The organism is Sulfitobacter sp. 1A12056, from assembly GCF_043558125.1.
In the GTDB taxonomy this organism is placed as follows: Bacteria; Pseudomonadota; Alphaproteobacteria; order Rhodobacterales; family Rhodobacteraceae; genus Sulfitobacter; species Sulfitobacter faviae.
In genome coordinates this window covers 256,741-281,789 of the sequence record NZ_JBIFFY010000001.1, presented here as the reverse complement: position 1 = coordinate 281,789, position 25,049 = coordinate 256,741, and the positions used below count along the sequence as shown (strand labels likewise).

General features: G+C 63.9%; 24 protein-coding genes and 1 tRNA gene. 7 read left to right on the top strand and 18 right to left on the bottom strand.

The genetic code is table 11. The features are described 5' to 3' along the window. Positions 1 to 8 precede the first annotated feature (8 nt). On the top strand, positions 9 to 2,030 hold the full coding sequence (locus ACGYLD_RS01345) for a PhoX family phosphatase (protein ID WP_271691562.1): 2,022 nt from the start codon (positions 9 to 11) through the stop codon (positions 2,028 to 2,030). Positions 2,031 to 2,129: 99 nt separating this feature from the next. Here the strand turns inward: ACGYLD_RS01345 and ACGYLD_RS01340 are convergent, their stop codons facing one another. Beyond that, positions 2,130 to 3,311 (bottom strand): zinc ABC transporter substrate-binding protein, encoded by a 1,182-nt coding sequence (locus tag ACGYLD_RS01340; protein WP_271691564.1) that lies wholly within the window; start codon positions 3,309 to 3,311, stop codon positions 2,130 to 2,132. A gap of 83 nt (positions 3,312 to 3,394) precedes the next feature. On the opposite strand from ACGYLD_RS01340, the gene ACGYLD_RS01335 reads away from it, so the two are divergent. Genes ACGYLD_RS01335 through ACGYLD_RS01325 form a run of 3 tightly spaced genes read left to right on the top strand, consistent with a single transcriptional unit; the run spans position 3,395 to position 5,428 of the window. Further along, positions 3,395 to 3,874, top strand: a complete 480-nt coding sequence (locus ACGYLD_RS01335) for a Fur family transcriptional regulator (RefSeq protein ID WP_067267520.1) — start codon at positions 3,395 to 3,397, stop codon at positions 3,872 to 3,874. Next, complete coding sequence (locus ACGYLD_RS01330; RefSeq protein ID WP_271691565.1) at positions 3,871 to 4,629, top strand: metal ABC transporter ATP-binding protein; 759 nt, start codon at positions 3,871 to 3,873, stop codon at positions 4,627 to 4,629. The genes ACGYLD_RS01335 and ACGYLD_RS01330 overlap by 4 nt, the downstream gene beginning before the upstream one ends. After that, entirely contained in the window at positions 4,622 to 5,428 is an 807-nt protein-coding gene (locus tag ACGYLD_RS01325) for a metal ABC transporter permease (protein WP_271691566.1), read from the top strand. The genes ACGYLD_RS01330 and ACGYLD_RS01325 overlap by 8 nt, the downstream gene beginning before the upstream one ends. Before the next feature lie 18 nt (positions 5,429 to 5,446). On the opposite strand, the gene ACGYLD_RS01320 is transcribed toward ACGYLD_RS01325, so the two are convergent. From ACGYLD_RS01320 to ACGYLD_RS01255, 14 genes are all read right to left on the bottom strand, one after another. Beyond that, a complete protein-coding gene (locus tag ACGYLD_RS01320; RefSeq protein WP_271691567.1) occupies positions 5,447 to 5,845 on the bottom strand; it encodes a RidA family protein in 399 nt (132 codons plus the stop codon). A gap of 23 nt (positions 5,846 to 5,868) precedes the next feature. Continuing rightward, positions 5,869 to 6,558, bottom strand: coding sequence for an ABC transporter ATP-binding protein (locus tag ACGYLD_RS01315; protein WP_271691568.1), 690 nt, complete (start codon positions 6,556 to 6,558; stop codon positions 5,869 to 5,871). Beyond that, positions 6,555 to 7,310 (bottom strand): ABC transporter ATP-binding protein, encoded by a 756-nt coding sequence (locus tag ACGYLD_RS01310; protein WP_394401322.1) that lies wholly within the window; start codon positions 7,308 to 7,310, stop codon positions 6,555 to 6,557. Before ACGYLD_RS01310 ends, ACGYLD_RS01315 begins: the two co-directional genes overlap by 4 nt. A 4-nt stretch (positions 7,311 to 7,314) precedes the next feature. After that, positions 7,315 to 8,298 (bottom strand): branched-chain amino acid ABC transporter permease, encoded by a 984-nt coding sequence (locus ACGYLD_RS01305; RefSeq protein WP_394400740.1) that lies wholly within the window; start codon positions 8,296 to 8,298, stop codon positions 7,315 to 7,317. Positions 8,299 to 8,301: 3 nt separating this feature from the next. After that, the gene (locus ACGYLD_RS01300) at positions 8,302 to 9,219 is read right to left on the bottom strand and encodes a branched-chain amino acid ABC transporter permease (RefSeq protein WP_394400737.1); all 918 of its coding nucleotides are present in this window, start codon (positions 9,217 to 9,219) and stop codon (positions 8,302 to 8,304) included. A 97-nt stretch (positions 9,220 to 9,316) separates the two neighbouring features. Then, a complete protein-coding gene (locus ACGYLD_RS01295; RefSeq protein ID WP_394400734.1) occupies positions 9,317 to 10,462 on the bottom strand; it encodes an ABC transporter substrate-binding protein in 1,146 nt (381 codons plus the stop codon). A gap of 87 nt (positions 10,463 to 10,549) precedes the next feature. Beyond that, positions 10,550 to 11,737 carry a kynureninase gene (gene kynU, locus ACGYLD_RS01290; RefSeq protein WP_394400731.1) on the bottom strand — a complete coding sequence of 396 codons (1,188 nt, stop codon included), beginning with the start codon at positions 11,735 to 11,737 and terminating at the stop codon, positions 10,550 to 10,552. Further along, a complete protein-coding gene (locus ACGYLD_RS01285; protein ID WP_271691572.1) occupies positions 11,738 to 12,565 on the bottom strand; it encodes a tryptophan 2,3-dioxygenase in 828 nt (275 codons plus the stop codon). It lies immediately after the preceding gene. Next, positions 12,562 to 14,184, bottom strand: coding sequence for an AMP-binding protein (locus ACGYLD_RS01280; protein ID WP_276153903.1), 1,623 nt, complete (start codon positions 14,182 to 14,184; stop codon positions 12,562 to 12,564). Before ACGYLD_RS01280 ends, ACGYLD_RS01285 begins: the two co-directional genes overlap by 4 nt. Continuing rightward, entirely contained in the window at positions 14,181 to 15,332 is a 1,152-nt protein-coding gene (locus tag ACGYLD_RS01275) for an acyl-CoA dehydrogenase family protein (protein ID WP_271691574.1), read from the bottom strand. Before ACGYLD_RS01275 ends, ACGYLD_RS01280 begins: the two co-directional genes overlap by 4 nt. 44 nt (positions 15,333 to 15,376) lie before the next feature. Then, positions 15,377 to 16,177 carry an enoyl-CoA hydratase family protein gene (locus ACGYLD_RS01270; protein WP_271691577.1) on the bottom strand — a complete coding sequence of 267 codons (801 nt, stop codon included), beginning with the start codon at positions 16,175 to 16,177 and terminating at the stop codon, positions 15,377 to 15,379. Then, positions 16,170 to 16,628, bottom strand: a complete 459-nt coding sequence (locus ACGYLD_RS01265; protein WP_271691578.1) for a MarR family winged helix-turn-helix transcriptional regulator — start codon at positions 16,626 to 16,628, stop codon at positions 16,170 to 16,172. Before ACGYLD_RS01265 ends, ACGYLD_RS01270 begins: the two co-directional genes overlap by 8 nt. After that, entirely contained in the window at positions 16,625 to 17,356 is a 732-nt protein-coding gene (locus ACGYLD_RS01260; RefSeq protein ID WP_271691580.1) for an SDR family NAD(P)-dependent oxidoreductase, read from the bottom strand. Before ACGYLD_RS01260 ends, ACGYLD_RS01265 begins: the two co-directional genes overlap by 4 nt. Next, on the bottom strand, positions 17,353 to 19,644 hold the full coding sequence (locus ACGYLD_RS01255) for a bifunctional salicylyl-CoA 5-hydroxylase/oxidoreductase (protein WP_271691581.1): 2,292 nt from the start codon (positions 19,642 to 19,644) through the stop codon (positions 17,353 to 17,355). Before ACGYLD_RS01255 ends, ACGYLD_RS01260 begins: the two co-directional genes overlap by 4 nt. Positions 19,645 to 19,824: 180 nt before the next feature. Between ACGYLD_RS01255 and ACGYLD_RS01250 the strand changes: the two genes are divergently transcribed. Further along, the gene (locus ACGYLD_RS01250; protein WP_271691582.1) at positions 19,825 to 20,703 is read left to right on the top strand and encodes a 2-dehydro-3-deoxygalactonokinase; all 879 of its coding nucleotides are present in this window, start codon (positions 19,825 to 19,827) and stop codon (positions 20,701 to 20,703) included. Between the two features lie 26 nt (positions 20,704 to 20,729). Here ACGYLD_RS01250 and hpaR read toward each other — a convergent pair whose 3' ends face one another. Next, positions 20,730 to 21,200 (bottom strand): homoprotocatechuate degradation operon regulator HpaR, encoded by a 471-nt coding sequence (hpaR, locus tag ACGYLD_RS01245; RefSeq protein WP_331710992.1) that lies wholly within the window; start codon positions 21,198 to 21,200, stop codon positions 20,730 to 20,732. A 186-nt stretch (positions 21,201 to 21,386) separates the two neighbouring features. On the opposite strand from hpaR, the gene ACGYLD_RS01240 reads away from it, so the two are divergent. Next, positions 21,387 to 22,787, top strand: coding sequence for a pyridoxal phosphate-dependent decarboxylase family protein (locus ACGYLD_RS01240; protein ID WP_394400725.1), 1,401 nt, complete (start codon positions 21,387 to 21,389; stop codon positions 22,785 to 22,787). Here ACGYLD_RS01240 and ACGYLD_RS01235 read toward each other — a convergent pair. Further along, on the bottom strand, positions 22,784 to 23,659 hold the full coding sequence (locus tag ACGYLD_RS01235; protein WP_394400722.1) for a hypothetical protein: 876 nt from the start codon (positions 23,657 to 23,659) through the stop codon (positions 22,784 to 22,786). The two genes, ACGYLD_RS01240 and ACGYLD_RS01235, sit on opposite strands and share 4 nt — an antisense overlap. Before the next feature lie 127 nt (positions 23,660 to 23,786). Between ACGYLD_RS01235 and ACGYLD_RS01230 the strand changes: the two genes are divergently transcribed. Continuing rightward, positions 23,787 to 23,862 (top strand) — tRNA-Thr (locus ACGYLD_RS01230). Between the two features lie 128 nt (positions 23,863 to 23,990). Here ACGYLD_RS01230 and purU read toward each other — a convergent pair. Beyond that, a complete protein-coding gene (gene purU, locus ACGYLD_RS01225; protein WP_394400719.1) occupies positions 23,991 to 24,875 on the bottom strand; it encodes a formyltetrahydrofolate deformylase in 885 nt (294 codons plus the stop codon). Positions 24,876 to 25,049: the final 174 nt, after the last annotated feature.

Here is a 25,049-nt window from a genome sequence, read left to right as displayed (position 1 = left end):
GAAGCATGATGACCCGCCGCGAGATTCTCAACGACCCCGCCATCGGCAACAAGGCCGAAGCCTTTGAGGCATTCGACGACATCCCCACCAATGCGAACCTGTCGCGCACCATCGGCGATGTAATCAACGCCCGCTATGGCCGCCGCGACATCCTGCGCGGGATGCTTGGGGTTTCCGCCACCACCGCGCTTTTCGGCAGTGCCGCCGCCATCGCCCCGTCCAAGGCCCGCGCCGCCACCAGCCGCTATGTCTTTGACGAACTGGCATGGGGCAATGACGAAACCCACCACGTCGCCCCCGGCTATGACGCGCAGATCCTGCTGCGGTGGGGCGACCCGATCACCGCCGATGCGCCGGAATTCGACGTGATGAACCAGACCGCCGCTGCGCAGTCGAAACAGTTCGGCTATAACAACGACTATGTCGGCTTCGTGCCCCTGAACGACGACGCCAGTCGCGGGCTGCTCTGCGTGAATCACGAATACACCAACGAAGAGGTCATGTTCCCCGGTCTTGGCCGTCAGGACAAGGTGAACTTCAAAGGCATGACGCCTGAGTTGATCGACATCGAAATGGCAGCCCACGGCGGCTCGGTCGTCGAGATCGCCCGCGATGCGGCGGGCAAATGGCAGGTCGTGCGCGACGGCAAGATGAACCGCCGCATCACCCCGCTTGACACCGCGATGACGCTGAGCGGCCCCGCCGCCGGTCACGTGCGGCTGCAAACCAACGACGACCCCAGCGGCACCAAGGTCATCGGCACGCTCAACAACTGCGCGGGCGGGCTGACCCCTTGGGGCACATGGCTGATGGCCGAAGAAAACTTCCACGGCTATTTCTGGACCGACAAACTGGATGCCGACGGCAAGCCTGACATCACCGGTGCCGCGGAAGAGAAATCTTGGGACCGTTACGGCGTGCCGGGCATGTGGTACGCTTGGGGTCAGAAACACGACCGTTTCAACGTGGATGCCGAGCCGAACATGCCCAATAAGTTCGGCTGGGTCGTGGAAGTTGACCCGATGGACCCGACCTCAACCCCCGTCAAACGCACCGCTCTGGGCCGCTTCCGCCATGAGGGCGCCGAGACCACGGTGAGCAAAGATGGCAAGCTCGTGGTCTATATGGGCGACGACAACCGCTTTGATTATCAATACAAATACGTCTCTGCGGGAACGGTTTCCGATGATCCGGCGGCCAATGGCGATCTGCTGGACGATGGCACGCTTTATGTCGCGCGGTTCGAAGAGGACGGCACGATCAACTGGCTGCCGCTGGTGCATGGCACCGGGCCGCTGACCGCCGAAAACGGGTTCAGCGACCAAGCCGACGTGATGATTGACACCCGTCTGGCCGCCGACCTGCTGGGCGCCACCCCGATGGACCGCCCCGAAGACGCGCAGCCGCGCGGCGATGGCACGGCCTATATCCTGCTGACCAACAACACCAAGCGCAAGCAGGGCGACACCAATGCCGCCAACCCGCGCCCGGAAAGCAGCTTTGGCCATATCATCGAAATCAAGGAAGCGAATGCCGACCACGCCGCCGCCAGCGGCACTTGGTCGATCCTTGTGCAATGTGGTGACCCAAAGGTGGCCGAGGTCGGCGCGCAATGGAACCCCGAGACGTCGGAAAACGGCTGGTTCGGCAGCCCCGACAATGCCGCGATGGATGCCGACGGGCGCCTCTGGATCAGCACCGATCAGGGCAGCAGCTGGGGCAAGACCGGCAAATCCGACGGGCTCTACGCGCTTGAAACCGAAGGCGAAGCGCGCGGCACCTCGAAGCTCTTCTTTCGCTGCCCCGTGGGCGGTGAGATGTGCGGCCCTTACTTCACCGAGGATGGCGAAACGCTCTTCGTCGCGGTGCAGCACCCGGGCACGGACGGGACAAAGGACATTCCCGGTTTCGAACGGGAAAGCACCTTTGAAGACCCGGCCACCCGCTGGCCCGACTTCGACCCCAAGATGCCCCCGCGCCCTGCGGTGGTCGTCATTACCAAGCAAGGCGGCGGTAAGATCGCCGTCTGATCAGAATTTTATAAAAGTCATTTCAGCATGTAAGATGTGGTGCAGCTTCCCCGGCTGCACCACTTTTTATTGGGCTGCTTCTATTAGCCAGCGCCTAAATCAATCCGACAGGCAGTCAGACATGCTCTGCGCCATGCCGCGCAGCAGATCGGGGTAGAAAGAAACACCCAGTTCCAGATCCGCGCCGATCGGGTCGAGCGTGCCGGTCCCGGTCTCCTGCCCTTCGGTCACGGCGGCGATCAGGCCGGGGTTGAATTGCGGCTCGGCAAAGACGCATTTCGCACCGCTCTCGGCCACCAGGTCACGCAGTTCAGCCACGCGCGCCGCCCCCGGAGCACGGGCATCGTTCTCACTGATGGCGCCGCGGGCTTCGATGTCGAAACGCGCTTCGAAATAGTGGTAGGCGTCATGGAAGACGATGAAGGGGCGGTCTTTGACCGGGGCGAGAGTCTCGGCGATGTCTTCCTCCAAGACCGCAAGCTCGGCTTGAGCGGCCTCGGCGTTCTCACGATATTGCACGGCGTTCTCAGGGTCTAGCTCCGCCAGCGCCTCGGCGATCTGGCCCAGCCAAAGCTGCCCGTTGCGCGGGTCGAGCCAGACGTGGGGATCGTCGCCGTCATGGGTGTGATCGTGACCTTCATGGCCGTGGTCGTCGTGACCGTGATCGTCGTGATCCTTCTCGCCATGGCCAGGATTGTCATGATCCCCGTGGTCATGTCCTTCGTGGTCATGCGCCTCGTGATCGTGGTCGTCGTGGTCATGCTCCTCGTGATCGTGGTCGCCGTGGTCATGCTCTTCGTGGTCATGTTCCTCGTGGTCATGACCGTGGTCATCATGCCCATGCGCGTCGTGGTCATGCCCTTCCTCGGCGTGATCATGGCCCTCGTGACCCTCATGCCCCTCGTCACCGTGGCTATGCGGCTCAAAGGTCGCCCCTTCGCGGAAGGCCAGAACCCGCGTGCCGGGCTGCTCCATCAAGGCCAGATGGCTGGCGCTGCTCGCCAGTGATTGCAGCGGATCGGCCAGCCATGGGGTCAGCGACGGGCCGACCCAAACGACCAAATCGGCCCCGCTCAGCGCGCGCGCCTCGGAGGGGCGCATGGCATAGCCATGGGGCGAGCTGCGCGGCGGCACGATGAGGTCGGGCGTGCCGACCCCTTCCATCACCTGCGACACCAGCCCATGCACCGGGGCGATATCTGTCGCAACGGCGGGGACATCCGCCCAAAGCGGCGACGCGGCAGCGGCGAGAACGGCGGCGGGGAGCGTGAAACGATACATGGCAGACCTTCAAAATGTTATAGTATCACCTTGCTAACACCGCCGTTATAACATATCAATACCGAAACGAATTGAGGTTCCCCATGCGCCCCATAGGATTCAGTGATCATGACCACGCCGCCTGCGTGCGGAGCACCATGCAGGTGGCCGAAGCGCAATGCGCCGAACGCGGCCTGCGGCTGACCCCGGTGCGCCGCCGCGCGCTTGAGATCCTGCTGTCGGAACACCGCGCCTTGGGCGCCTATGACCTGCTCGCCCGCCTGTCGGCCGAGGGGCTGGGCGCGCAGCCCCCCGTGGCCTATCGCGCCTTGGATTTTCTGGTGAAAGCCGGGCTTGCCCATAAGATCGAAGCGCTTAATGCCTATGTCGGCTGCGTGCACCCGGGCGAGGATCACGCGCCCGCCTTTCTGATCTGTCGCAGCTGCCGCTCGGTGGCGGAGGCCGACACCACCCCGAACAAAAGCCGCCTTGGCGATGCCGCCCGCGCCGCCGGGTTCCGCATCGAGCGCAGCGTGGTTGAGGCCGAGGGCCTCTGCCCCGCTTGTCAGGAGCCCGGTGCATGAGCCTGATCAATACGCGCGGCCTGACCCTGCGCCACGACGGTCAGATCGCCCTGCGCGACGTGAACTTCAATATCGACGCTGGTGAGATCGTCACCATCGTCGGCCCCAACGGGTCGGGCAAATCCAGCCTGCTGCGCGCGCTGATCGGCGCGCTGAAACCGGCGGCGGGCAAGATCACCCGCAAGCCCGGACTGCGCATCGGCTATGTGCCGCAAAAATTGCAGATCGACGCGACCCTGCCGCTCACCGTGCGCCGTTTCATCAACCTGCCGCGTCGCCAAAAGCCCGAGGCGATCCGCGACGCGCTGGCCACCGCCGGCGTGCCGGAACTGGCCGAGCGGCAAATGGTCGACCTCTCGGGCGGGCAGTTCCAGCGCGTATTGCTGGCCCGTGCGCTGCTGGAAAAGCCCGATCTGCTGATCCTCGACGAGGCGACGCAGGGGCTGGACCAGCCCGGCTCCGCCGCCTTTTACCGCCAGATCGAAGCTGTGCGCCAAGACCTCGGTTGCGCCGTGCTGATGGTCAGCCATGATCTGCACGTCGTCATGGCGGCGAGCGACCGTGTGCTCTGCCTCAACGGCCATGTCTGCTGCGAAGGCACGCCCGAGACCGTCTCCGAAGCGCCCGAATACCGCGCCCTCTTTGGCAGCGGCACCCAAGGCGCGCTGGCGCTTTACCGTCACGATCACGACCATCACCACCACCATCACGGCGCCGCCTGTGACGGCCACCACCAAGAGATTGAGAATGCTTGACGATTTCATTCTGCGCGCCGCCCTCGCGGGCCTTGGCGTAGCGCTGGCCGCCGCCCCTTTGGGCTGTTTCGTGATCTGGCGGCGCATGGCCTATTTCGGCGATGCCACCAGCCATGCGGCCCTACTGGGCGTGGCGCTGGCGCTGGCGACCGACCTGCCGATCACCGCAGGCGTGCTTCTGGTGGCCCTTGTCATGGCGCTGGTGATCAGTACGCTTTCGGGCCGCAATGTCAGCGCCGACGCGCTTTTGGGCGTGATGGCCCATTCCGCGCTGGCGCTTGGTTTGGTGGCCGTGTCCCTGCTGCCGGGGCAGCGGGTCGATCTGTCGTCTTACCTTTTTGGTGAGATCCTTGCCGTCACGCGCTTTGACCTTGGCGTGATCTGGGGCGGAGCCGTCGCGGTGGCGCTGTTGCTGGCGTGGCGCTGGTCGGCGCTGTTGGCGGCGACGCTGAACCCCGATCTGGCACAGGCCGCAGGCGGCAATCCACGGCGCGAGCAGTTGATCCTGACGCTGGCGCTGGCGATCATGGTCGCGGTGGCGATCAAAGTGGTCGGCGCGTTGCTGATCGCGGCGATGCTGATCATCCCCGCCGCCACCGCCCGCCCCTTTGCCCGCACGCCGGAAACCATGGCCTTTTGGGCCATGGGACTGGGCGCGGTTGCGGCGCTCGGGGGGCTGATGGCCTCGCTTGAGTTCGACACGCCGACAGGGCCCAGCATCGTCAGCATCGCGGCAGGTCTCTTCGCGCTTTCCTCGGCCTTTTCGGCGGCCCTTCCGGCGTTGCGCCGCCGGGGATGACCCCGACGGCGGCTTGGCTCAGCGCGTGATCACCGCCTCGGCTTCGATCTCAAGCTTGGCCTCATCCTCGACCAGACCGGCGACGACCACCATCGCCATGGCCGGGAAATGCTTGCCCATCACCTCACGATAGGCGCGGCCCACGTCCTTTTGCGCAGCGAGATATTCTTTCTTATCTGTCACATACCACGTCAGCCGGGTGATATCCTCGGGCGTGCCGCCTGCGGCTTCGACCACCTCGCGGATGTTTTGCAGCGCCTGTTTCATCTGGCCGATGAAATCGTGGCATTCGAACTTCTGCTCGGCGGTCCAGCCGATCTGACCGCCGACGAACAGATGACCATCCGCGCTCAGCACGCCGTTTGCATAGCCTTTCGCGGGGGCCCAGCCTTCGGGCTGAATGATTTGATGCGACATGTCGTGTTCCTTTTTGTTAACAGTCACACGCCGAGGAATTGGTCGGCGATTTGAGTATCGAGCGCGGGCATCGGACCGGACCAGACCGAGCGGCCCCGTTCGAGGATGACGGCGTGATCGGCCACGCGCCGCAGCTCGGCGAGGGATTTGTCCACCACCAGAAGCGCCAGACCGCTGTCGCGCTTCAACTCGGCCACGGCGGCCCAGATCTCTTGGCGCACCACCGGGGCCAGCCCCTCGGTCGCCTCATCCAACAGCAGGAGTTGCGGGTTGGTCATCAGCGCGCGGCCAATCGCCAGCATCTGCTGCTCCCCACCCGAGAGTGAGCCTGCCGCCTGATCCCGCCGTTCGCCCAAGCGGGGGAAGAGCTTGACCACCCGCGCCTCGTCCCACGGGCCGGGGCGCGCGGCGGCGATGAGGTTTTCATGCACCGTCAGCGTCGCGAAACAGCGCCGCCCCTCGGGCACCAGCCCCACGCCGGCCTGTGCAGCGCGAAACGACGGCAGCCCCGCGATGTCGCGCCCGTTCAGACGCAGGCTGCCGCTATCGTGTTTCAGCATCCGGCAGATCACCTTGATGGTGGAGGATTTGCCCATCCCATTGCGCCCCATCAGCGCACAGACCTCGCCCGCCTCCAGCGCCAGATCGACGCCGAAAAGCGCCTGCGTCGGCCCGTAGGAGGCGGTGATGTCCTTCAGTTCCAGCAGGCTCATGCCGCGTCCTCCTCACCCAAATAGGCCACGCGGACCTGTGGATCGGCCTTGATCTCGGCCGCCGTGCCGCTGGCGATGATGCGCCCGTAGACCAGCACCGAGATACGGTCGGCGAGTGCAAAGACCGCGTCCATGTCATGCTCTACCAGCAGGATCGGCGCCTCGGCCCTAAGGCCATCGAGAAAGCCGGTCATCTCGCGCGACCCACTTGCGCCAAGCCCGGCCATCGGTTCGTCCATCAGGAAGACCTTGGGCCGCAGCGTCAGCGCCACGGCGACCTCAAGCTGGCGCCGTTGGCCGTGCGACAGGTCCGAGGTGCGCTTGGCCGCGTGATCGGCCAGCCCCACCAGTTCCAGCGCGCGCATCGCCTCGGCCCGCAACGCCGCCTGCCGCATCACCGGGGCGAAGAAACGCATCACCCGGCCCGATTGACCGAGCGCGCCCAGCACCGCATTCTGCAGCACCGTGTATTCCATCGCCAGCGAAGATATCTGGAAAGTCCGCCCCAACCCTGCCCGCGCCCGCTGCACGGTGCTGAGCGGCGTCACGTCCTGCCCTGCGAAATGCACCGAGCCACTGTCCGAGCGCAGCCCGCCCGCGATCTGCTTGATTAGCGTCGACTTGCCCGCCCCGTTGGGGCCGATCAGCGCGTGGATCTCGCCCGGGCGCAGGGTGATGGAGACATCATCCGTGGCCTTCAAGGCGCCGAAGCTCTTGTGCAGGTTGCGCACGTCCAAAAGCGCATCAGTCATCTGCTCAGTCATGGGCCACCTCCCGTCCGGCGATGAGGCCGATCATGCCGCCCCGGGCAAAGAGCACCACCATCAGCAGCAGGAAGCCAAGGTAGATGTGCCAGAACTCCGACAACCCGCCCAAGACATGCTCCAACAGGATAAACAGCGCCGCCCCGGCCACCGGGCCAAACAGCCGCCCCACCCCGCCGAGGATCACGAAAATCATGATCTCGCCCGAGGTCTGCCACGAGAACATCGTCGGGCTCACGAAACGATTGAGATCGGCGAACAGCGCGCCCGCAAGCCCGGTGACCGCGCCCGAGATGACAAAGGCCACCAGCCGCAGCCGGCAGGGCGCGAGGCCCACGCTCTCGACCCGCTCGGCGTTCTGCCGTGCCGCCGACAGGGCAAGGCCAAAGGGCGCGCGCGCCAGACGGCCCGCGAAGAGCAGCACCAGCGCCAGCACGGCAAAGGCGATGGCGAAAAAGGTCAGCGGGTCCAGCGTGTTCAGCCCCGGAAAGCCATTGCGCACATAGATCGACAGCCCGTCCTCGCCGCCATAGGCCGGCCAGGAGATCGAGAAGTAGAAGAGCATCTGTCCGAAGGCCAGCGTAACCATGATGAAATAGACGCCCGAGGTGCGCAAAGACAGCGCGCCAATTAACAGCGCGGCCAGCGCCGAGACCACGATCGCCACCAGCCAGATGATGGGCATCGACTTGGTGCCCTCGATCAGGAAGGGGCTCTCCATGATCGGCGTGTAGCTCTGCGCATGGGCGGCAAGGATGCCCATGGCATAGCCGCCAAGCCCGAAGAATGCCGCGTGACCGAAGCTCACCAGCCCGCCCAACCCGAGCGCGATGTTAAGACCTACGCCGGCCAGCGCGAGGATCGCGGCCTTGGTCGCCAGCGTGATGATGAAGGGCTCATCCAGTGCGAAAGCCGCCAGCGCCGTGACCGGCAGGAGCAGGAAGAGAAAGATGTTTACGAGTTGTTCGCGCATCATGGCTCAGGCCTCCCCGAACAGGCCGGTGGGCTTGAACAGCAAAACCCCCGCCATGAGAATGTAGATTGACATGGAGGCGAGCGAGGAGCCGACGGAGGTGGCCGCCGAGGCCTCCATGAAATTGGCAAAAATGAGCGGCAGCAGGACCGAGCCCAGCGTGTCCGTCAGCCCCACCAGCAGCGCGCCGATCAGCGCGCCCTTGATCGAGCCGATGCCACCGATGACGATGACCACGAAGGCAAGGATCAGCACCGGCTCGCCCATGCCCACCTGCACCGACTGGATCGCGCCCACCAACGCCCCGGCGAGCCCCGCAAGGGCGGCGCCGAGTGCGAAGACCAGCGTGTAGAGCTTGGCGATGTCGACGCCGAGCGCCGCGATCATCTCGCGGTCGGCCTCGCCCGCGCGGATCTGGATGCCGATGCGGGTGCGGGCGATCAGCAGGAAGAGACCGGTGGCGATGGCAAGCCCCACGCCGATGATGACAAGGCGGTAAAGCGGATACTGGATGCCGCCCGGCAGCGTCACCGGCCCCGCCAGCGCGGCGGGAATGTCGAGAAACAGCGGGAAGGAGCCAAAAAAGAAGCGCGTACCCTCGGAGAAAATCAGGATCATCGCGAAGGTCGCCAGAACCTGATCGAGGTGGTCTCGGTCATAAAGGCGACGGATCACCGTCATCTCGATCAGGCAGCCCGCCAAGGCGGCAGCGGCAAGCGCGGCCACCAGCGCCAGAAGGAAAGACCCAGTGGCCGCCGCCACCGCCGCGGCGGCAAAGGCGCCAACCATGTAGAGCGAACCATGGGCGAGATTGATCAACCCCATGACCCCGAAGATGAGCGTGAGCCCGGCGGCCATGAGAAACAACATGACCCCGGATTGGACCCCGTTCAGCACCTGTTCGACGAGCAGGATGAATGACATTTGGCAAAGCCTCCCGGCGCGCCGGACGAAGCCCGGCGTGAAAGCGTTAGTTTGTCGGCCCCGGCGTGACCGAAATCAGCGCCGGGGCCGCGCGGGATTACATCTTGCAGTCGGCCGCGTAGGCGTCAGCGTGATCGGTCAGCGAGGGGCCGATGAGCTTGTTAGTATAGACATCGCCCTCCTTGACCACTTCGCGCACGTAGTAGTCTTGGATCGGGTGGTTGTTGTTACCAAAGGAGAACTTGCCGCGCACGCTGTCGAAATCGGCCTCTTTCAGCGCCGCTTGGAAAGCGTCCTGATCCGACACATCGGCCTTCACCATCGCGCTTAACAACAGGTTCGCGGTGTCATAGCCTTGGCTGGCGTAGAGCGACGGTAGACGGTCGTATTCCTCTTGGAAAGCAGTCACGAACTCTTTGTTCGCCGCGTTATCGAGGTCCTTGTTCCACTGGCTGGTGTTCTTGATCCCGACAGCGGCCTCGCCCACGGCCTGCAGAATGCCCTGATCAAAGCTGAAGGCCGGGCCGACGACGGGCAGTTCCACGCCAGAGTTGGCGTACTGCTTGAGGAAGGAAATTCCCATCCCACCGGGCAGGAAGAAGAAAACGCTGTCCGCACCCGAGGCGCGGATCTGCGCGATCTCGGCGGCGTAGTCGGTCTGGCCCAGATCGGTATAGACCTCGCCCGCCGCCTCGCCCTCATAGGTGCGTTTGTAGCCGGTCAGCGCGTCCTTGCCCGCCGGATAGTTCGGGGCCAGCATGAAGGTATTCGCGTAGCCTGCGTCATTGGCATAGGCCCCAGCCGCTTCGTGCAGGTTGTCGTTCTGCCATGCCACGTTGAAGTAAAGCGGGTTGCAGCCCTTGCCCGCCAGCGCCGAAGGGCCAGCATTGGGCGAAAGGTAGAACTTGCCCTGCGCGGTCGCCGCCGGCACCACGGCCATGGCGAGGTTGGACCAGATGATGCCGGTCATGACGTCGACCTTTTCGGACTGGATCATCTTGTCGGCTAGCTGAACCGCGATCTCGGGCTTGCGCTGGTCGTCCTCGACCACAACCTCAAGGTTCTCGTTCCCGGCCATCTTGGTGGCCAGCAGGAACCCGTCGCGCACGTCAATGCCAAGGCCCGCGCCGCCGCCTGAAAGCGTGGTGATCATGCCGACCTTCACCTTGCCCTCTTCGGCCCATGCGCCGCCTGCCGCCAATGCCGCGACCGAGGCCGCCATCACCAGTGATTTAATCTTCATTTCAGTCTCCCTTGGTTGGTTTGGGCCTCTTTGCCGGGCCCGTTTTGTTGGATCGTTTTGCCAGCTTAGCGCCTGCGCCTGATACTGTCAGGTCACCCGCGCGCGGGTCTTGTATTTTTCGTTGTCCCAGAGGCGGTTCTCCATCACGTCGCGGATGATCGCGACCGCCTTGAAGACATCCTCGGCGTCCAGATAAAGTGGCGTGAAGCCGAAGCGCATGATGTCGGGCGCGCGGAAGTCGCCAATCACGCCGCGGTCGATCACCGCCTGCATCGCGGCATAGCCTTCCTCGAACCGGAAGGAGACCTGACTGCCCCGTTCGGCGCTGTTGCGCGGGCTCGCCAGCGTCAGCTGCGGCACGTCGCGCTCGATCTCTTCGATGAACTGCTCCTGCAACGCCACCGAGGCCTCGCGCAGTGCCTGCATGTCGACATCGGCCCAAAGCTCCATTGCCACTTCCAGCGCCGTGAGCTGAATGACCGGCGGCGTGCCGACGCGCATCCGCTCGATCCCCTGCCCGGGCTGGTAATTCTGTTCAAAGGCAAAGGGCTGGCGGTGGCCCAGCCAGCCCGCGAGCGCCGGCTGCACCGCGTCTGCCAGATCGGGGCGGACGTAGATGAAGCCCGGTGCGCCCGGCCCGCCATTGAGGTACTTGTAGGTGCAGCCCACGGCGAATTCGCAATTGCTACTCGCCAAATCCACCGGCAGCGCCCCCGCGGAATGCGCCAGATCCCAGATCATCACCGCGCCATTGGCATGGGCCAGTTCGGTGATCGCCTTCATGTCGTGTTTGCGCCCGGTGCGGTAATCGACCTCCGTGAGCATCACGGCGGCGATATCCTCGCCAATGGCCTCCGTCACCTCCTCGGGCGCCACGGTGCGCAGCTCATAGCCCTGCTCCAACAGCCCCACCAGCCCCTCGGCCATGTAGAGGTCCGACGGGAAGTTGCCGTTGTCCGACAGGATCACCTTGCGCCCGGGCCGCAGCTTCAGCGCCGAGGCCAGCGCCTGAAACACCTTGATCGAGAGCGTGTCGCCCATGACAACCGAACCCTCGGGCGCGCCGACGATCCCGGCCACCATATTGCCGACGCGGGCGGGCTGTTCCATCCAAGCGGCCTTGTTCCAGCCGCGGATCAGCATCTCGCCCCATTCGTCCGTGATCATTTCCTGGACCCGCGCCGCGGCGGCCTTCGGCAGCGGCCCCAGGGAGTTGCCGTCGAGGTAGATGACGCCCTCGGGCAGGACAAACTGATCTTTTTTCAAAACAGACACTTACAGTGCTCCTCTCACGTGCCAAAGCTCGGGGAAGAGCTCCACCTCGAGCATTTTGCGCAGATACGTCACACCCGTGGTGCCGCCCGTGCCGCGCTTGAATCCAATGATGCGTTCCACGGTGGTGACGTGGTTGAACCGCCAGCGGCGGAAGTAATCCTCGAGATCGACGAATTTCTCGGCCAATTCGTAGAGTTCCCAATGGGTTGCCGGGTCTTCATAAACCTTTTGCCAGAGAACTTGCACCTCTTGCTTGGCCTCCCACGCGCGCGGTTCGGGCTGGCCGGCGAGCGAGGGCACCCCCATCCGGTCACAAAGCAGATCCACCGCCACCTGATAAAGGCTCGGCTGCTGCATCTCCGCCACAAGCGCCGCGTGCGGCTCGGGCGTATGTTCGTGCAGCTTGGTCAGCGCGGCGATGCGGTTGCCCAGAAGATATTCGATCAAGCGATACTGATAGGACTGGAAGCCCGAGGACGCGCCAAGGTAGGGGCGGAACTGCGTGTATTCGCTGGGCGTCATGGTGCGCAGCACATCCCAGGCGGAGTTAAGCTGTTCAAAGATCCGTGCCACGCGGGTCAACATCTTGAAACTGGGGCGCAAATCACCAACCTGCAGGGCCTGCCGACAGGCCGTCAGCTCGTGGATGGCAAGCTTCATCCAAAGCTCGGACGTCTGGTGCTGGATGATGAACAGCAGCCCGTCATGCGCCATGTCGAGCGGGTTCTCGGTGGTCAGGATCTGGTCCAGCCCGAGGTAGTCGCCATAGGACTTGTCCTTGGCGAAATCCATCTTGGCGCCACGGGAGGCTTCGTCGAAAGTGCTCATTTGTCCTCTCTCAACGCGAAGCGCTGAATCTTGCCGGTCGCGGTCTTGGGCAGTTCCTTGATGAAACGGATGTCGCGTGGGTATTTGTAAGGCGCGATCGTCGCTTTAACATGGTCCTGCAAGGTCTTGATGGTGTTAGCATCTTCTGGCGCACCCTCGACCAGAACCACATGCGCCTGCACGATGGAGCCGCGGGCTTCGTCGGGGGCGGCGACCACGCCGCATTCGCTGACCCAAGGGTGACTCAGAAGTGCGGCTTCGACCTCCGGCCCAGCGATATTGTAGCCCGAACTGATGATCATGTCGTCGTTGCGGGCGGCGAAATGCAGGTAGCCGTCTTCGTCCATGATGAAGCTGTCGCCGGTGATGTTCCAGCCGTCCTTGACGTAATCGGCCTGCCGCTTGTCGCCCAGATAGCGGCAACCGATCGGCCCGCGCACCGCAAGACGCCCCACCTCTCCGCGCGGCACCTCCTTGCCCTCCGCGTCGATCACCTTCGCCTCGTAGCCCGTCACCGGCTTGCCGGTACAGGCCGCGCGGTGATCGTCGAAGCGGTTGGAGATGAAGATATGCAGCATCTCCGTCGCCCCGATCCCGTCGAGCATGGGCTTGCCGGTTTTTTCCTGCCATTCGTGGTAGACTGGCGCGGGCAGCGTTTCTCCGGCGGATACGGCGGCGCGCAGGCTGCTGAGGTCCGCGCCCTCCTCCATCGCCTGCAGCATGGCGCGGTAGGCGGTCGGCGCGGTGAAACAGACGGTGGCTTTGTACTTCTCGATGATCTCGATCATGTTGGGCGGGCTGGCGGTTTCCAAAAGCGTCGCCGCGGCACCGAAGCGCAGCGGGAAGACGGCAAGGCCGCCAAGTCCAAAGGTGAAGGCCAAGGGTGGCGAGCCCACAAAGACGTCCTCGGGGGTGACGCTGAGCACCTCGCGCGCATAGCCGTCCGCGATGATCAGAAGATCGCGATGAAAATGCATTGTGGCCTTGGGGTTACCGGTGGTTCCTGATGTAAACCCGAGCAGCGCCACATCATCCTGCGCGGTGTCCACCGCCTCAAAATGAACCGGCTTTTCCAGCGCCAGACGGTCCAGCTCGGCATCGTGGTTGCTGGTACCGTCGAAGCCCGCGACGGTCTTGAGGAACTTCGAGGTCTCGGCACAGGCCGTCATCTCATCCATCAGCCGCGTGTCGCAAAGCGCATGGGTGATTTCGGCCTTGTCGACGATGGCCGAAAGCTCGCCCGCGCGCAGCATCGGCATGGTGTTCACGACCACCGCACCTGCCTTGGTCGCCGCCAGCCAGCAGGCCACCATGGCGGGGTTGTTGGCCGAACGGATCAGAACCCGGTTGCCCGGCTTCACGCCCAAGTCCTCAACCAGCGCCGCGGCCAGACGGTTGGTCCAGTCCGACAACTCCTTATAGGTCCGCCGCCGCCCGTTGCCGATCAGCGCGGTATGGTCGCCGAACCCTCTTTCCACCATTTTATCAGTGAGTTCTACGCCGACGTTCAGGAGTTCGGGATAGTCGAAACGCTCCAGCAACAGGTCCGGCCACTGGTCGAAAGGCGGCAGGTTGTCGCGGGCGAATGTATCTTCATGTCCGGTCGGATGCAGCTTCATGACATGGCTCCCAAAGTCTGTCGCGCGATGACAACACGTTGCACGTCCGACGCGCCCTCGTAAATGCGCAAGGCCCTGATTTCACGGTAAAGTCGCTCGACTGCCTCGCCATTACGCACACCATCGCCGCCGTGCAATTGAACGGCCTTGTCGATGACCTCTTGCGCCTGATCGGTGGCAAAGAGCTTCGCCATCGCGGCCTCGCGGGTGACGCGCGGTGCGCCGCTGTCCTTGGTCCATGCAGCGCGGTAGACCAGCAGCGCCGCGGCATCGACGTCGAGCGCCATGTCCGCGATATGGCCCTGCACCATCTGCAACTCACTCAAGGGCGCGCCCTGCACCTGACGGCTGGTCACGCGGGTGAGCGCCTCATCCAACGCGCGGCGGGCAAAGCCAAGGGCGGCGGCGGCCACGGTGGAACGGAAGACGTCGAGTACCGACATGGCGATGGCGAAGCCGCGTCCCGCCTCGCCCAGAAGCGCCGAGCCGGGCAGTTTCACGCCGTCGAAATGCAGCGTCGCCAGCGGGTGCGGGGCCATGACCTCGAGCCGTTCCTCGACCTTCAGCCCCGGCGTGTCGGCGGGCACGATGAAGGCCGAAAGCCCCTTGGCGCCCGGCGCCTCCCCGGTGCGGGCAAAAACGGTGTAGACATCCGCGATGCCGCCGTTGGAGATCCACGTCTTGCGCCCGTCAAGGACGTAGCCATTGCCCTCCGCCTTGGCCGTCATGGTGGAATTGGCCACGTCCGAGCCCGATTGCGGTTCGGTCAGCGCGAAGGCCGAAATCGCCTGTCCCGAGCGGGTCTTAGGCAGCCATTCGGCCTTCTGCTCATCGGTCCCGAAGAGCGAGATTGCCCCGGTGCCAAGTCCCTGCATCGCAAAGGAGAAATCCGCCAGCCCGTCGTGGCGGGCCAGTGTTTCGCGGATCAGGCAGAGGGTGCGAACGTCGAGTACCTCGCCGCCTTCCGCACCGCTGTGGCGCAGCCAGCCGTCCTGCCCCATCATCGTCACCAGATCGCGGCAAGCCCCGTCTGTGTCGCCGTGATCCACGTTTTTCAGTTCGCGCTTGGCCCAGTCGTCGAGCTTCAGCGCCAGTTCCTTGTGGCGCGGCTCGAAAAAGGGCCAGTCGAGAAAACTTGTGTCAGCCATGGTTACGCCTCCCCACGTGTTATCTTTTGGCTTTCGTATTCGGCTCAATCCCCTTCGAAGACCGGGCGCTCCTTGGCGACGAAGGCGTTGTAGGCGCGCTCGAAATCACCCGTTTGCATGCAGATCGCCTGCGCCTGCGCCTCGGCCTCAATCGCCTGTTCGATCGACATGGCCCATTCTTGGGCCAGCATCGTCTTGGTCATCATATGCGCGAAATTGGGGCCGCCCTGGATTTTCTTGGCCATTGCCATGGCCTCCTCTTCCAGCGTCTCGCCCGTCACCAGACGGTTGTAGAAGCCCCAGCGTTCGCCCTCTTCTGCCGACATCGAGCGGCCTGTGTAGAGCAGTTCCGCGGCCCGCGTCTGGCCGATGATGCGCGGCAGGATCGCGCAGGCGCCCATGTCGCAACCCGCGAGGCCCACGCGGGTGAAGAGGAAGGCCGTCTTGGCCTCCGCCGTCGCCAGCCGCAGGTCTGAGGCCATAGCGATGATCGCGCCCGCGCCGACACAGACACCGTCGACGGCGGCGATCACCGGCTTGCCGCAGTTCACGATGGCCTTGACCAGATCGCCGGTCATGCGGGTGAATTGCAGCAGCTCCTTCATATTCATCTTAGTCAAAGGGCCAATGATATCGTGTACATCCCCGCCGGAGCTAAAGTTACCCCCGTTGGAGCCGAAGATCACCACGTCGACGTCATCGGCATAGACCAGATCGCGGAACCAGTCGCGCAGCTCGGCGTAGCTGTCGAAGGTCAGCGGGTTCTTGCGGTCGGGCCGGTCGAGCCGCACGGTGGCGATCCGGTCTTTGATCTCGCATTGAAAATGCGTCACATCACTACGCATTGGCTTTTTCCTCTTCTTCCGTTTGGGCGGCGAAGGCTTGTAGGCGGGCCGCCATGGCGCGGGCTTCCTCGGAGGAGATTCCGCGCAGTTTTTCGTTGATCCAGTCTTCATGCGCCTGCGCTTGGCGGGCGAATTGCGCCGCCCCCTCAGGCGTCAGCCGCAGCATCATCGCGCGCCGGTCGCCCGGCACGGGGATGCGCTCCACCAGCCCCTCTTCGCTGAGGCGGTCGGCGATGCCAGTGACATTGCCGTTGGACACCCGCAGCACGCCGGAAAGCTGGCTCATCTTCAGCCCCTCCGGATGGCGCGAGAGGGCCGACATCACGTCGAAACGTGGCAGCGTGGTGTTATGTTCGCGCCGAAGTGTGTCGCGGAGTTCCTGTTCCAACCCGCGTACCACTTTCAGCAGCCGCAGCCAGAGGCGCACGCGATCCTTGGCCGCGTTGCTCATACCTCGCCCCCCGACAGCGACAGCGCATGGCCGTTGACCGAAGCCGCGGCGTCTGAGAGCAGATAGAGCACGGCGCCGGCGACCTCAGAAGTTTCGACGAAGCGGTTCTGCGGGCTGGCGCGTTTCAGCAGGGCGCGGGCCTCCTCGGCGTTCTTGCCCGTGGTGGAGGTGATGTTCTCGACCGACCGCTCCAGCAGCGGCGTGTCGATAAAGCCGGGGCAGATCGCGTTCACGGTAATGCCCGTGCGCGCCAGTTCCAGTGCCAGCGCCCGGGTGAGGCCGACGACACCGTGTTTGGCCGCGACATAGCCCGCGACATATGGGTAACCCTTGAGGCCCGCGGTGGAGGCCACGGCGATCAGCCGCCCCTGCCCGGCCTCCTTCATCTCTGCTAGTGCCGCCTGCCAGACATTGAAGACGCCGGTGACATTGACCGCCATCATGTCGCTCATGTCTTGCGCGGTGATCTTGTGGAAAGGCGCGGAATGGGCTGCACCGGCGTTGGCGATGACGCCGGTGATGGGGCCGTTCTCTTTACGCGCGGCGGCGAAGGCCGCTTGCACGGCATCTGTATCGGTCACGTCGCAGCTTTGAAACGGCAGCCCCTGTTCGCGCAAGGGTGCTTCGCGGCGGCCCATGATGGTGACCTTCGCCCCGCTCTTGGCGACCGCATGGGCAATCTCCGCGCCCACGCCGGTGCCGCCGCCGGTGATGACGATATGATTCATACCTTCTCCATCTCCGCCGCGCGGTCCGCCAGACGCCATGCCTGATCGCGGCCGGGGCCGTAGGGCAGCGGCCAGTCGGCATGGCGGTCGCCGATGGCGGCGGCGGCGTGCAGGGTCCAATAGGGATCGGCCAAGTGCGGCCGGGCGAGGCAGACGAGATCGGCGCGGCCCGCCATCAGGATCGAATTGACGTGGTCGGCCTCGTAGATATTGCCCACGGCCATGGTCTTGATCCCGCCGTCGTTGCGGATGCGGTCGCTGAAGGGGGTCTGGAACATGCGGCCATAGACCGGCTTGGCCTGTTTCGAGGTCTGGCCCGCCGAGACGTCGATGATGTCGGCCCCGGCCTCACTGAACATGCGCGCGATCTCGACCGCTTCTTCGGGCGTGACGCCGTCTTCCTCAACCCAGTCATTGGCCGAGATGCGCACCGCCATCGGCTTTTCCTCGGGCCATGCGTCGCGCATGGCGCGGAAGACTTCGAGCGGGTAGCGCATGCGGTTCTCAAGGCTGCCGCCGTATTCATCTTCGCGCTGGTTCGACAGGGGCGAGATGAACGACGAGATCAGGTAGCCGTGGGCCGCGTGCAGTTCGATCATGTCGAAATTGGCGCGCTCCGCCATGCGGGCAGCCTCAACAAATTCGTCGCGGATCTGGTCCATATCCGCGCGTGTCGCTTCCTTCGGCACGGCGTTGTTTTCCGACCACGGGATCGGCGAGGCCGAGATGATCTCCCAATTGCCCGCTTTCAGCGGCGCGTCCATCTCCTCCCAGCCCAGCTGGGTCGAGCCTTTGCGACCTGAGTGGCCGATCTGGCAGCAGATCTTGGCGTCGGTCTCGGCATGGACGAAATCCGTGAGCCGCTTCCACGCCGCCTCGTGCTCGGGCGCGTAGAGGCCGGGGCATCCCGGCGTGATCCGACCCTCGGGGGAGACGCAGGTCATCTCGGTATAGACCAGCCCTGCCCCGCCCTTGGCCCGTTCGGCGTAATGCACGAAATGCCAGTCCGTCGGGCAGCCGTCCACGGCCTTGTACTGCGCCATGGGCGAGACGACGATACGGTTGTTGAGCTTCATGTTGCGCAGTTGAAACGGCGCGAACATGGGCGCGCGGATCGGGCCGTTGGTGTCGGCGCCCGCCTGTTCGAGGAACCATTTTTCGGCTCCCTCCAGCCACTTGGGATCCCGCTCGCGCAGGTTCTCGTGGCTGATCCGCTGGCTGCGGGTCAGCATGGAGTAGTTCAACTGCACCGGATCGAGGTCGAGGTAACGCTCCACGTCCTCGAACCATTCGACCGAGTTGCGCGCCGCCGATTGCAGGCGCAGCACCTCAAGGCGGCGGGCCTCCTCGTATTTCTCGAAAGCGGTGGGCAGATCGGCGTCGTCGGTGACGTGTTTCGCGAGCGAGATCGCCGATTCCAGCGCCAGTTTCGTGCCCGAGCCGATCGAGAAATGCGCCGTGGCCGAGGCATCGCCCAGCAGCACGACGTTCTCGTGGCTCCACTTTTCGCAAAGCACGCGGGGGAACTTGATCCAAGCCGAGCCGCGGATGTGGCTGGCGTTGGTCATCAGCTTGTGGCCGTCAAGATGGTCTTTGAAGATCTCCTCGCAGATCGCGATGGTCTCTTCCTGCGACTTCTCGCCGAAACCGTAGGCGTCGAAGGTCTCTTGGCTGCATTCGACGATGAAAGTCGCCGTGTCCTTGTCGAACTGGTAGGCGTGGACCCAGATCCAGCCCTTGTCGGTCTTCTCAAACATGAAGGTGAAGGCGTTGTCGAATTTCTGATGCGTGCCGAGCCAAACGAAGGGGCAGCGGCGCACGTCGATGTCGGGCTTGAAGGTGTCCTCGAACTCCATTCGGGTCTTGGAGTTCAGACCGTCCGAGGCGACAACCAGATCGTAGTCGTCCATGTATTCCGATGCGGCCTTCACCTCGGTCTCGAACTGCAGGTTCACACCCAATTCGCGGGCCCGCTCCTGCAAAATGAGCAGCAGCCGCTTGCGCCCGATGCCGCAGAAACCGTGGCCGGAGCTGAGGATCGTGTTGCCCTTGTGGTGCAGCGCGATGTCGTCCCAATAGGCGAAGTGGCTGCGGATTTCCTTGGCCGAGACGGGGTCGTTGACCTCCAGATTGTCGAGCGTCTCGTCCGAGAGCACGACGCCCCAGCCGAAGGTGTCGTCGGGCCGGTTGCGCTCCAGCACGGTGACATCGGCCTCGGGCTGGCGCAGCTTGAGAGAGATCGCGAAGTAAAGCCCCGCAGGACCGCCGCCAAGACAGATTGCACGCATCGAAATTCCCCTCTGGTTCGCTTTGGAAGGGAGCCTAGGGCGAGTCGCTTTTTCGTTCAAGAATAAATATTTTAGGCTTGAAACAAATCGGCGGTTCGTCTGTCTGCGCGCAGCGGACGCGTTGAACCCGCAGGCCATAGGGCCTATGCCGTTGAGACATTCCACGACGAGGGCAGCGCGATGACGGGTTTGAGCAATGCAGATTGGCTGGCGGTAGAGGTTCACAAGGCGCGTTTGCAGGTCTGGGCCATGCAGGGCGGATCAGCGCTTGAGAGCGCCACGAGCGAGAGCGAGACTGCCGAACCCGACGGCCTCGCGGCCTTCGACGCCGCGCTCGCTAAGCTGACCGCGCCGTGGCAGCTGCCTCGCCTGCTGGTTTTCGTCGCTGGCATGCCCGCAGGCAGGACCTATGCCGCGCCGCGCATGGTGCCCTGCTCCGCCACGGCTGAACGCACAACGGCTGTCGCCACCGAAAACTTCGACCTTCAGGTCATCCCACCCCTGCGCCAGCAGACCCCCAGCGGTCTGCTGCAAGGGGCCGAAACGCGCATCGCGGGGTTTCTGAGCCTCAACAAAGACTGGGACGGGGTGATCTGCCTGCCCGGAGCCACGTCGGTCTGGGCGCAGATCAGCGCGGGCGAGGTGGTGAGTTTTCAGACCTTCCTGACCGGGGAATTGCTGGCCCTCTTAGGCGATGGCACCCCTGCCGAGGGCACGGCGCTGGACGACACGGCCTTTGACGATGCGCTTAGCGATGGGCTGTCGCGGCCTGAGCGTATGGCGGGGCGGCTGGCTTCCATCCGGGCCGAACTGGCCTTGCAAGACATCCCGCCACCCACCGCAGAGGCGCGGCTGGCGGGTACTTTGATCGGGGCGGAACTGGCGGCGGCGCGGGCCTATTGGCTGGGGCAAACGCTGGCGGTGATCGGCACGGGCGGGGCTGTACCGCTTTATCTGCGGGCGCTGTCGCAACAGGGCGCACTGGCGACCGAGGCCGATGGCAGCCGCATGGCGCTGGCGGGGATCTGCGCGGTACGGCGGATGGCGCAAGGGGGCTAACCCCCTGCCCGCCAACACCTTTCCCGTCAGTCTTTCTTTTGCCCGTCGGTCTTTTTCTGCATGTCCAGATTGACGAGATCTTCGAGCATATCGAGCAGGTCTTCCATCCGCTGCTTGCCGAAACGCGCCTCGAAGTCAGAGAACAGCGCCGCCGCATCACCCGCGTGGTCTTGGATCACCTGACGGCCCTGATCGGTGATGGTGACGATGGATTTGCGCCCGTCATCGGGATCGCTGGCACGGCTGAGCAGCCCCTCCTCCTCCATCGCGCGCAGCATGCGGGTCAGGCTCGGCAGCAGCAGACAGGCCTGCTGCGCCAGTGCGGTCTGCTCCATCGGGCCGGATTCCTCGACCACGCGCAGCACGCGGAATTTCTGTTCCGAGATGCCGCTTTCGTTCAAGATCTCGCGGATCGGCCCCATCACCCTTTCCCGCGCGCGCAAAAGCGCAATCGGAAGGGAGCGGGCAGTGCGGCGCAGGGGGGGCATTGGGGCCATTCTTGACGGTTTCCTGATCGCTACTTACCAAGTCAAAGACCGCCCAAAAGGGCGTGACGACCACCATAGCCGCTGCGACAACATTCTTGAAGAGGTCAAGCCCAGCGGAACAACAGTGAGACAATACAACAACATGGGGCAGGAAATGCGGATGACAACCAGAATTCCACAGCAAGGGAGCGGCGCATGAATTGGGAGGATTTCCGAGCTTGGGGCCGCCGCGCCGCCGACTGGGCTGCCGATTACCACGCGGGTCTGCGCAACCGCCCGGTGCGCGCGCAGGTGGCCCCCGGCGCGGTGCTTTCCGTCCTGCCCGATGCCCCGCCCGAAGGGGCCGAGGCGATGCAGGCGATCTTCGACGATTTCGAACAGACGCTCATGCCCGGCATGACCCATTGGCAGCATCCCCGCTTCTTTGCCTATTTTCCCGCCAATGCCGCGCCGGTCTCGGTGCTGGCGGAATATTTCGTCTCGGCCATCGCGGCGCAATGCATGCTGTGGCAGACCTCTCCGGCCGCGACGGAGCTGGAGACCCGCGTTTGCGATTGGATGCGTCAGGCGATCGGCTTGCCGGATGGCTTTACCGGGGTGATCCAAGACAGCGCCAGTTCCGCCACGCTCTGCGCCGTGCTGACAATGCGCGAACGCGCGCTTGATTGGCAGGGCAACCGCGCGGGGCTGTCGGGCCAGCCGCGCCTACGGGTCTATTGCTCGGACGAGGTGCATACCTCGGTCGACCGGGCCATCTGGATCGCGGGGCTGGGCGAAGAGAACCTTGTCCGTATTCCGACCCAAGGCCCGACCCGTGCGATGGACGCGGATGCCCTGCGCGCCGTCATTGCCGCCGACCGCGCGGCGGGGCATCTGCCTGCGGGCATCATCGCCTGCACCGGGGGCACCAGCGCAGGGGCCAGCGATGACATTGCCGCCGTGATGGATGTGGCCGAGGCCGAAGGGCTCTACACCCATGTCGACGCCGCTTGGGCCGGATCGGCGATGATCTGTCCTGAATTCCGCGCCCTTTGGGCCGGGGTCGAACGGGCCGACTCGGTGGTGATGAACCCGCATAAATGGCTGGGGGCGCAGTTTGACTGCACCACGCATTTCCTGCGCAATCCCGACGATCTGGTGCGCACCTTGGCAATTCAGCCGGAGTATCTGAAGACCCATGGCGCCGATGGCGTGGTGAACTATTCCGAATGGTCCGTGCCGCTGGGCCGCCGTTTCCGCGCGCTCAAACTGTGGTTCCTGATCCGCGCCCATGGGCTGGAGGGGCTACGCGAGATGATCCGCAACCATGTGACATGGGCGCAGGACTTGGCCGCGCGGCTGGACGCGACGGAGGGGTTCGAGATCGTGACCCAGCCGATGCTCTCGCTCTTCACCTTCCGCCATCTCGGTGCCGAAGATCTAGATGCCCATAACCAAGACCTGCTGAACCGGATCAACGACGATGGGCGCATTTACCTGACTCAGACCCGGATCGACGGGGCATTCGTGATCCGCTTTCAGGCAGGTGCTTTCACCGCCACGGCCGAAGATGTGGCCATGGCCTATGATGTGATCACCGAACTGGCCGCGGCCTAAGGCGCGATCAGGGTGACGTCCGGCATGGCGCGGATGACCTCAACATCCGCGTCATAGATCGCCGTCATCCGCTCGACCAATTCCTCGGTCCAGCCGGGCATATCGAGCTCTTCTTCGATCTCTTCCTCCAGCGCGTATTTGTCGAGGAACGCGGTGATCACGCGGCGCTTCTGCGCCTCAGACATATCGGGGTGGGTGTCGAGATAGCCGCGAAAGCGCTTCATCCCCTCCTCCGACATGATCGTCTGCAAAAGATCGAAACCGCCCTTGATCTTGGTCTCGGGCGCCAGCCCCGCCATCTCGCGAATGATCTGCGCCCAGATAAGCGGCGCGTCTTCATTGCACCACAGGGTGATGGGAATCCCCGGCGCGGCCTCGCGCAGTTGGCCGATCGTCTCGGACCAACGCAGGTCCTCCGGCCCCCGTTGCCCCCAGAACGCCGCCGAGGTTTTATCCGCCGCTTTCTCGTAAAGCACCGGCACGAGGGAGGCGGGATTGCGGATCGCCATAAAGAGGCGCATCTCATCTTCGGGGAAAAGCTGTGCCATGCGCAGCATGCGCACGGCGGCGGCGGGATAGAGCACGCCTTCTTGCAGGGCCGTGACAGGGGAGCGGAAGAAATTCGCATCCGACAGGATCACCCGGCTGGCTGTCCCATCATCGAGGATCGCGTCCAGCAGAACATCCCGCGCCACCTCCGACGGCTCCGCCTTATGCATCGCGTTGAGCGTGTCACGGAACAGGTTGCGATAGGTGCTGGGGCCGGGCACTTTGACGCCCGTCTTGGCGAAATCGTCCTGATTGCGCAGCAGGCATTTCAGCAGCCGCTCGTCTTCCGTGAAATGGACACCTGTGTGCAAAACGAGCTGCATGATACTCTGCTTACCCTTGAAAATCTCGGCGTTGAATAGCCCGTCCCGGCGCGCGTGTAAAATCCGAAAGAATCTCGCATTTCCCCTCTTGCACCCCCCGGCTCCTTTCTCTAAATGAGCCCTCAGTGCCCCTATAGCTCAGCTGGTAGAGCAACTGATTTGTAATCAGTAGGTCCGCGGTTCGAGTCCGTGTGGGGGCACCACTTATCTCTTTAAATCATACGCTGATCCGCTGCCGTTGCGTGCTAGTGCACGCCTGCCTACAGGCGCGACCAAGCCGCCCGATGGCCCCGCGCCCCCGCCGCATTCGGCAGACGCGGGGCCGTGGCCCCTAGCCCATCCGCTTGGAGCTGTAACTGCCGGGCGATGCGGGAAAGACCACGGTTTTATTGCCATTCAGAAAGACCCGGTGGTGGGCATGGGCGTGAATCGCGCGCGCCAAGACGCTCGCCTCCACATCGCGACCGAGCGAGACATAATCCGATGCGCTTTGCGCATGGGTAATGCGCACGGTGTCCTGTTCGATGATCGGCCCCTCGTCCAGATCGGCGGTGACGTAATGCGAGGTGGCACCGATCAATTTCACGCCCCGTTCATAGGCCTGCTTGTAAGGGTTCGCCCCCTTGAAGGACGGCAGAAAGGAATGGTGAATGTTGATGATCCGCCCCGACATCTTTTGGCACATGGCGTCAGACAAGATCTGCATGTAGCGCGCCAGCACGATCAGCTCCGCGCCGGTTTCCTCGACCACTTCCATGATCCGCGCTTCGGCCTGCGGTTTGTTCTCCTTCGTCACCTTGATGCAGTGAAATGGAATGTCGTGGTTCGCCACGACCTTTTGGTAATCCATATGGTTTGAGATCACGGCGACGATCTCAATCGGGAGCGCGCCGATGCGCACACGGTAGAGCAGATCGTTCAGGCAGTGGCCAAAGCGCGAGACCATGACCACGACCTTCATCGTGGTGTCTTGGTCGTGAAATTCATAGGTCATGCCAAAGGGTTCCGCGACCGCTGTGAACCCTTCGCGCAGGCTTTCGAGCGTGGCACCGGTTTCGGCCTCGGCGCTGATGCGCATGAAGAACTGGCCGTTTTCGGTGTCGTCGAACTGCGCGCTGTCGGTGATGTTGCAGCCGGTTTCGGCGATGTAATTGGCGATGGCGGCGACAATCCCGCGTTGCGAGGGGCAGGTCACGGTCAGGCAGAACTTGGTCATGGGCGGTCCTTGAGGGCTTTTGTCGGGGGGCGGAAGGATCTGTTTAACTTGCCTCACCGTTTGCAGGCTCCGCGGGGGAAGGCAAGCGATAGCGCGCGTATGACGGGGGTCGCCCATGCCAAGATCGACAGCCCTGCCTAGGTGCCGTTTTCCTATGCGCATCAATGTTGATCA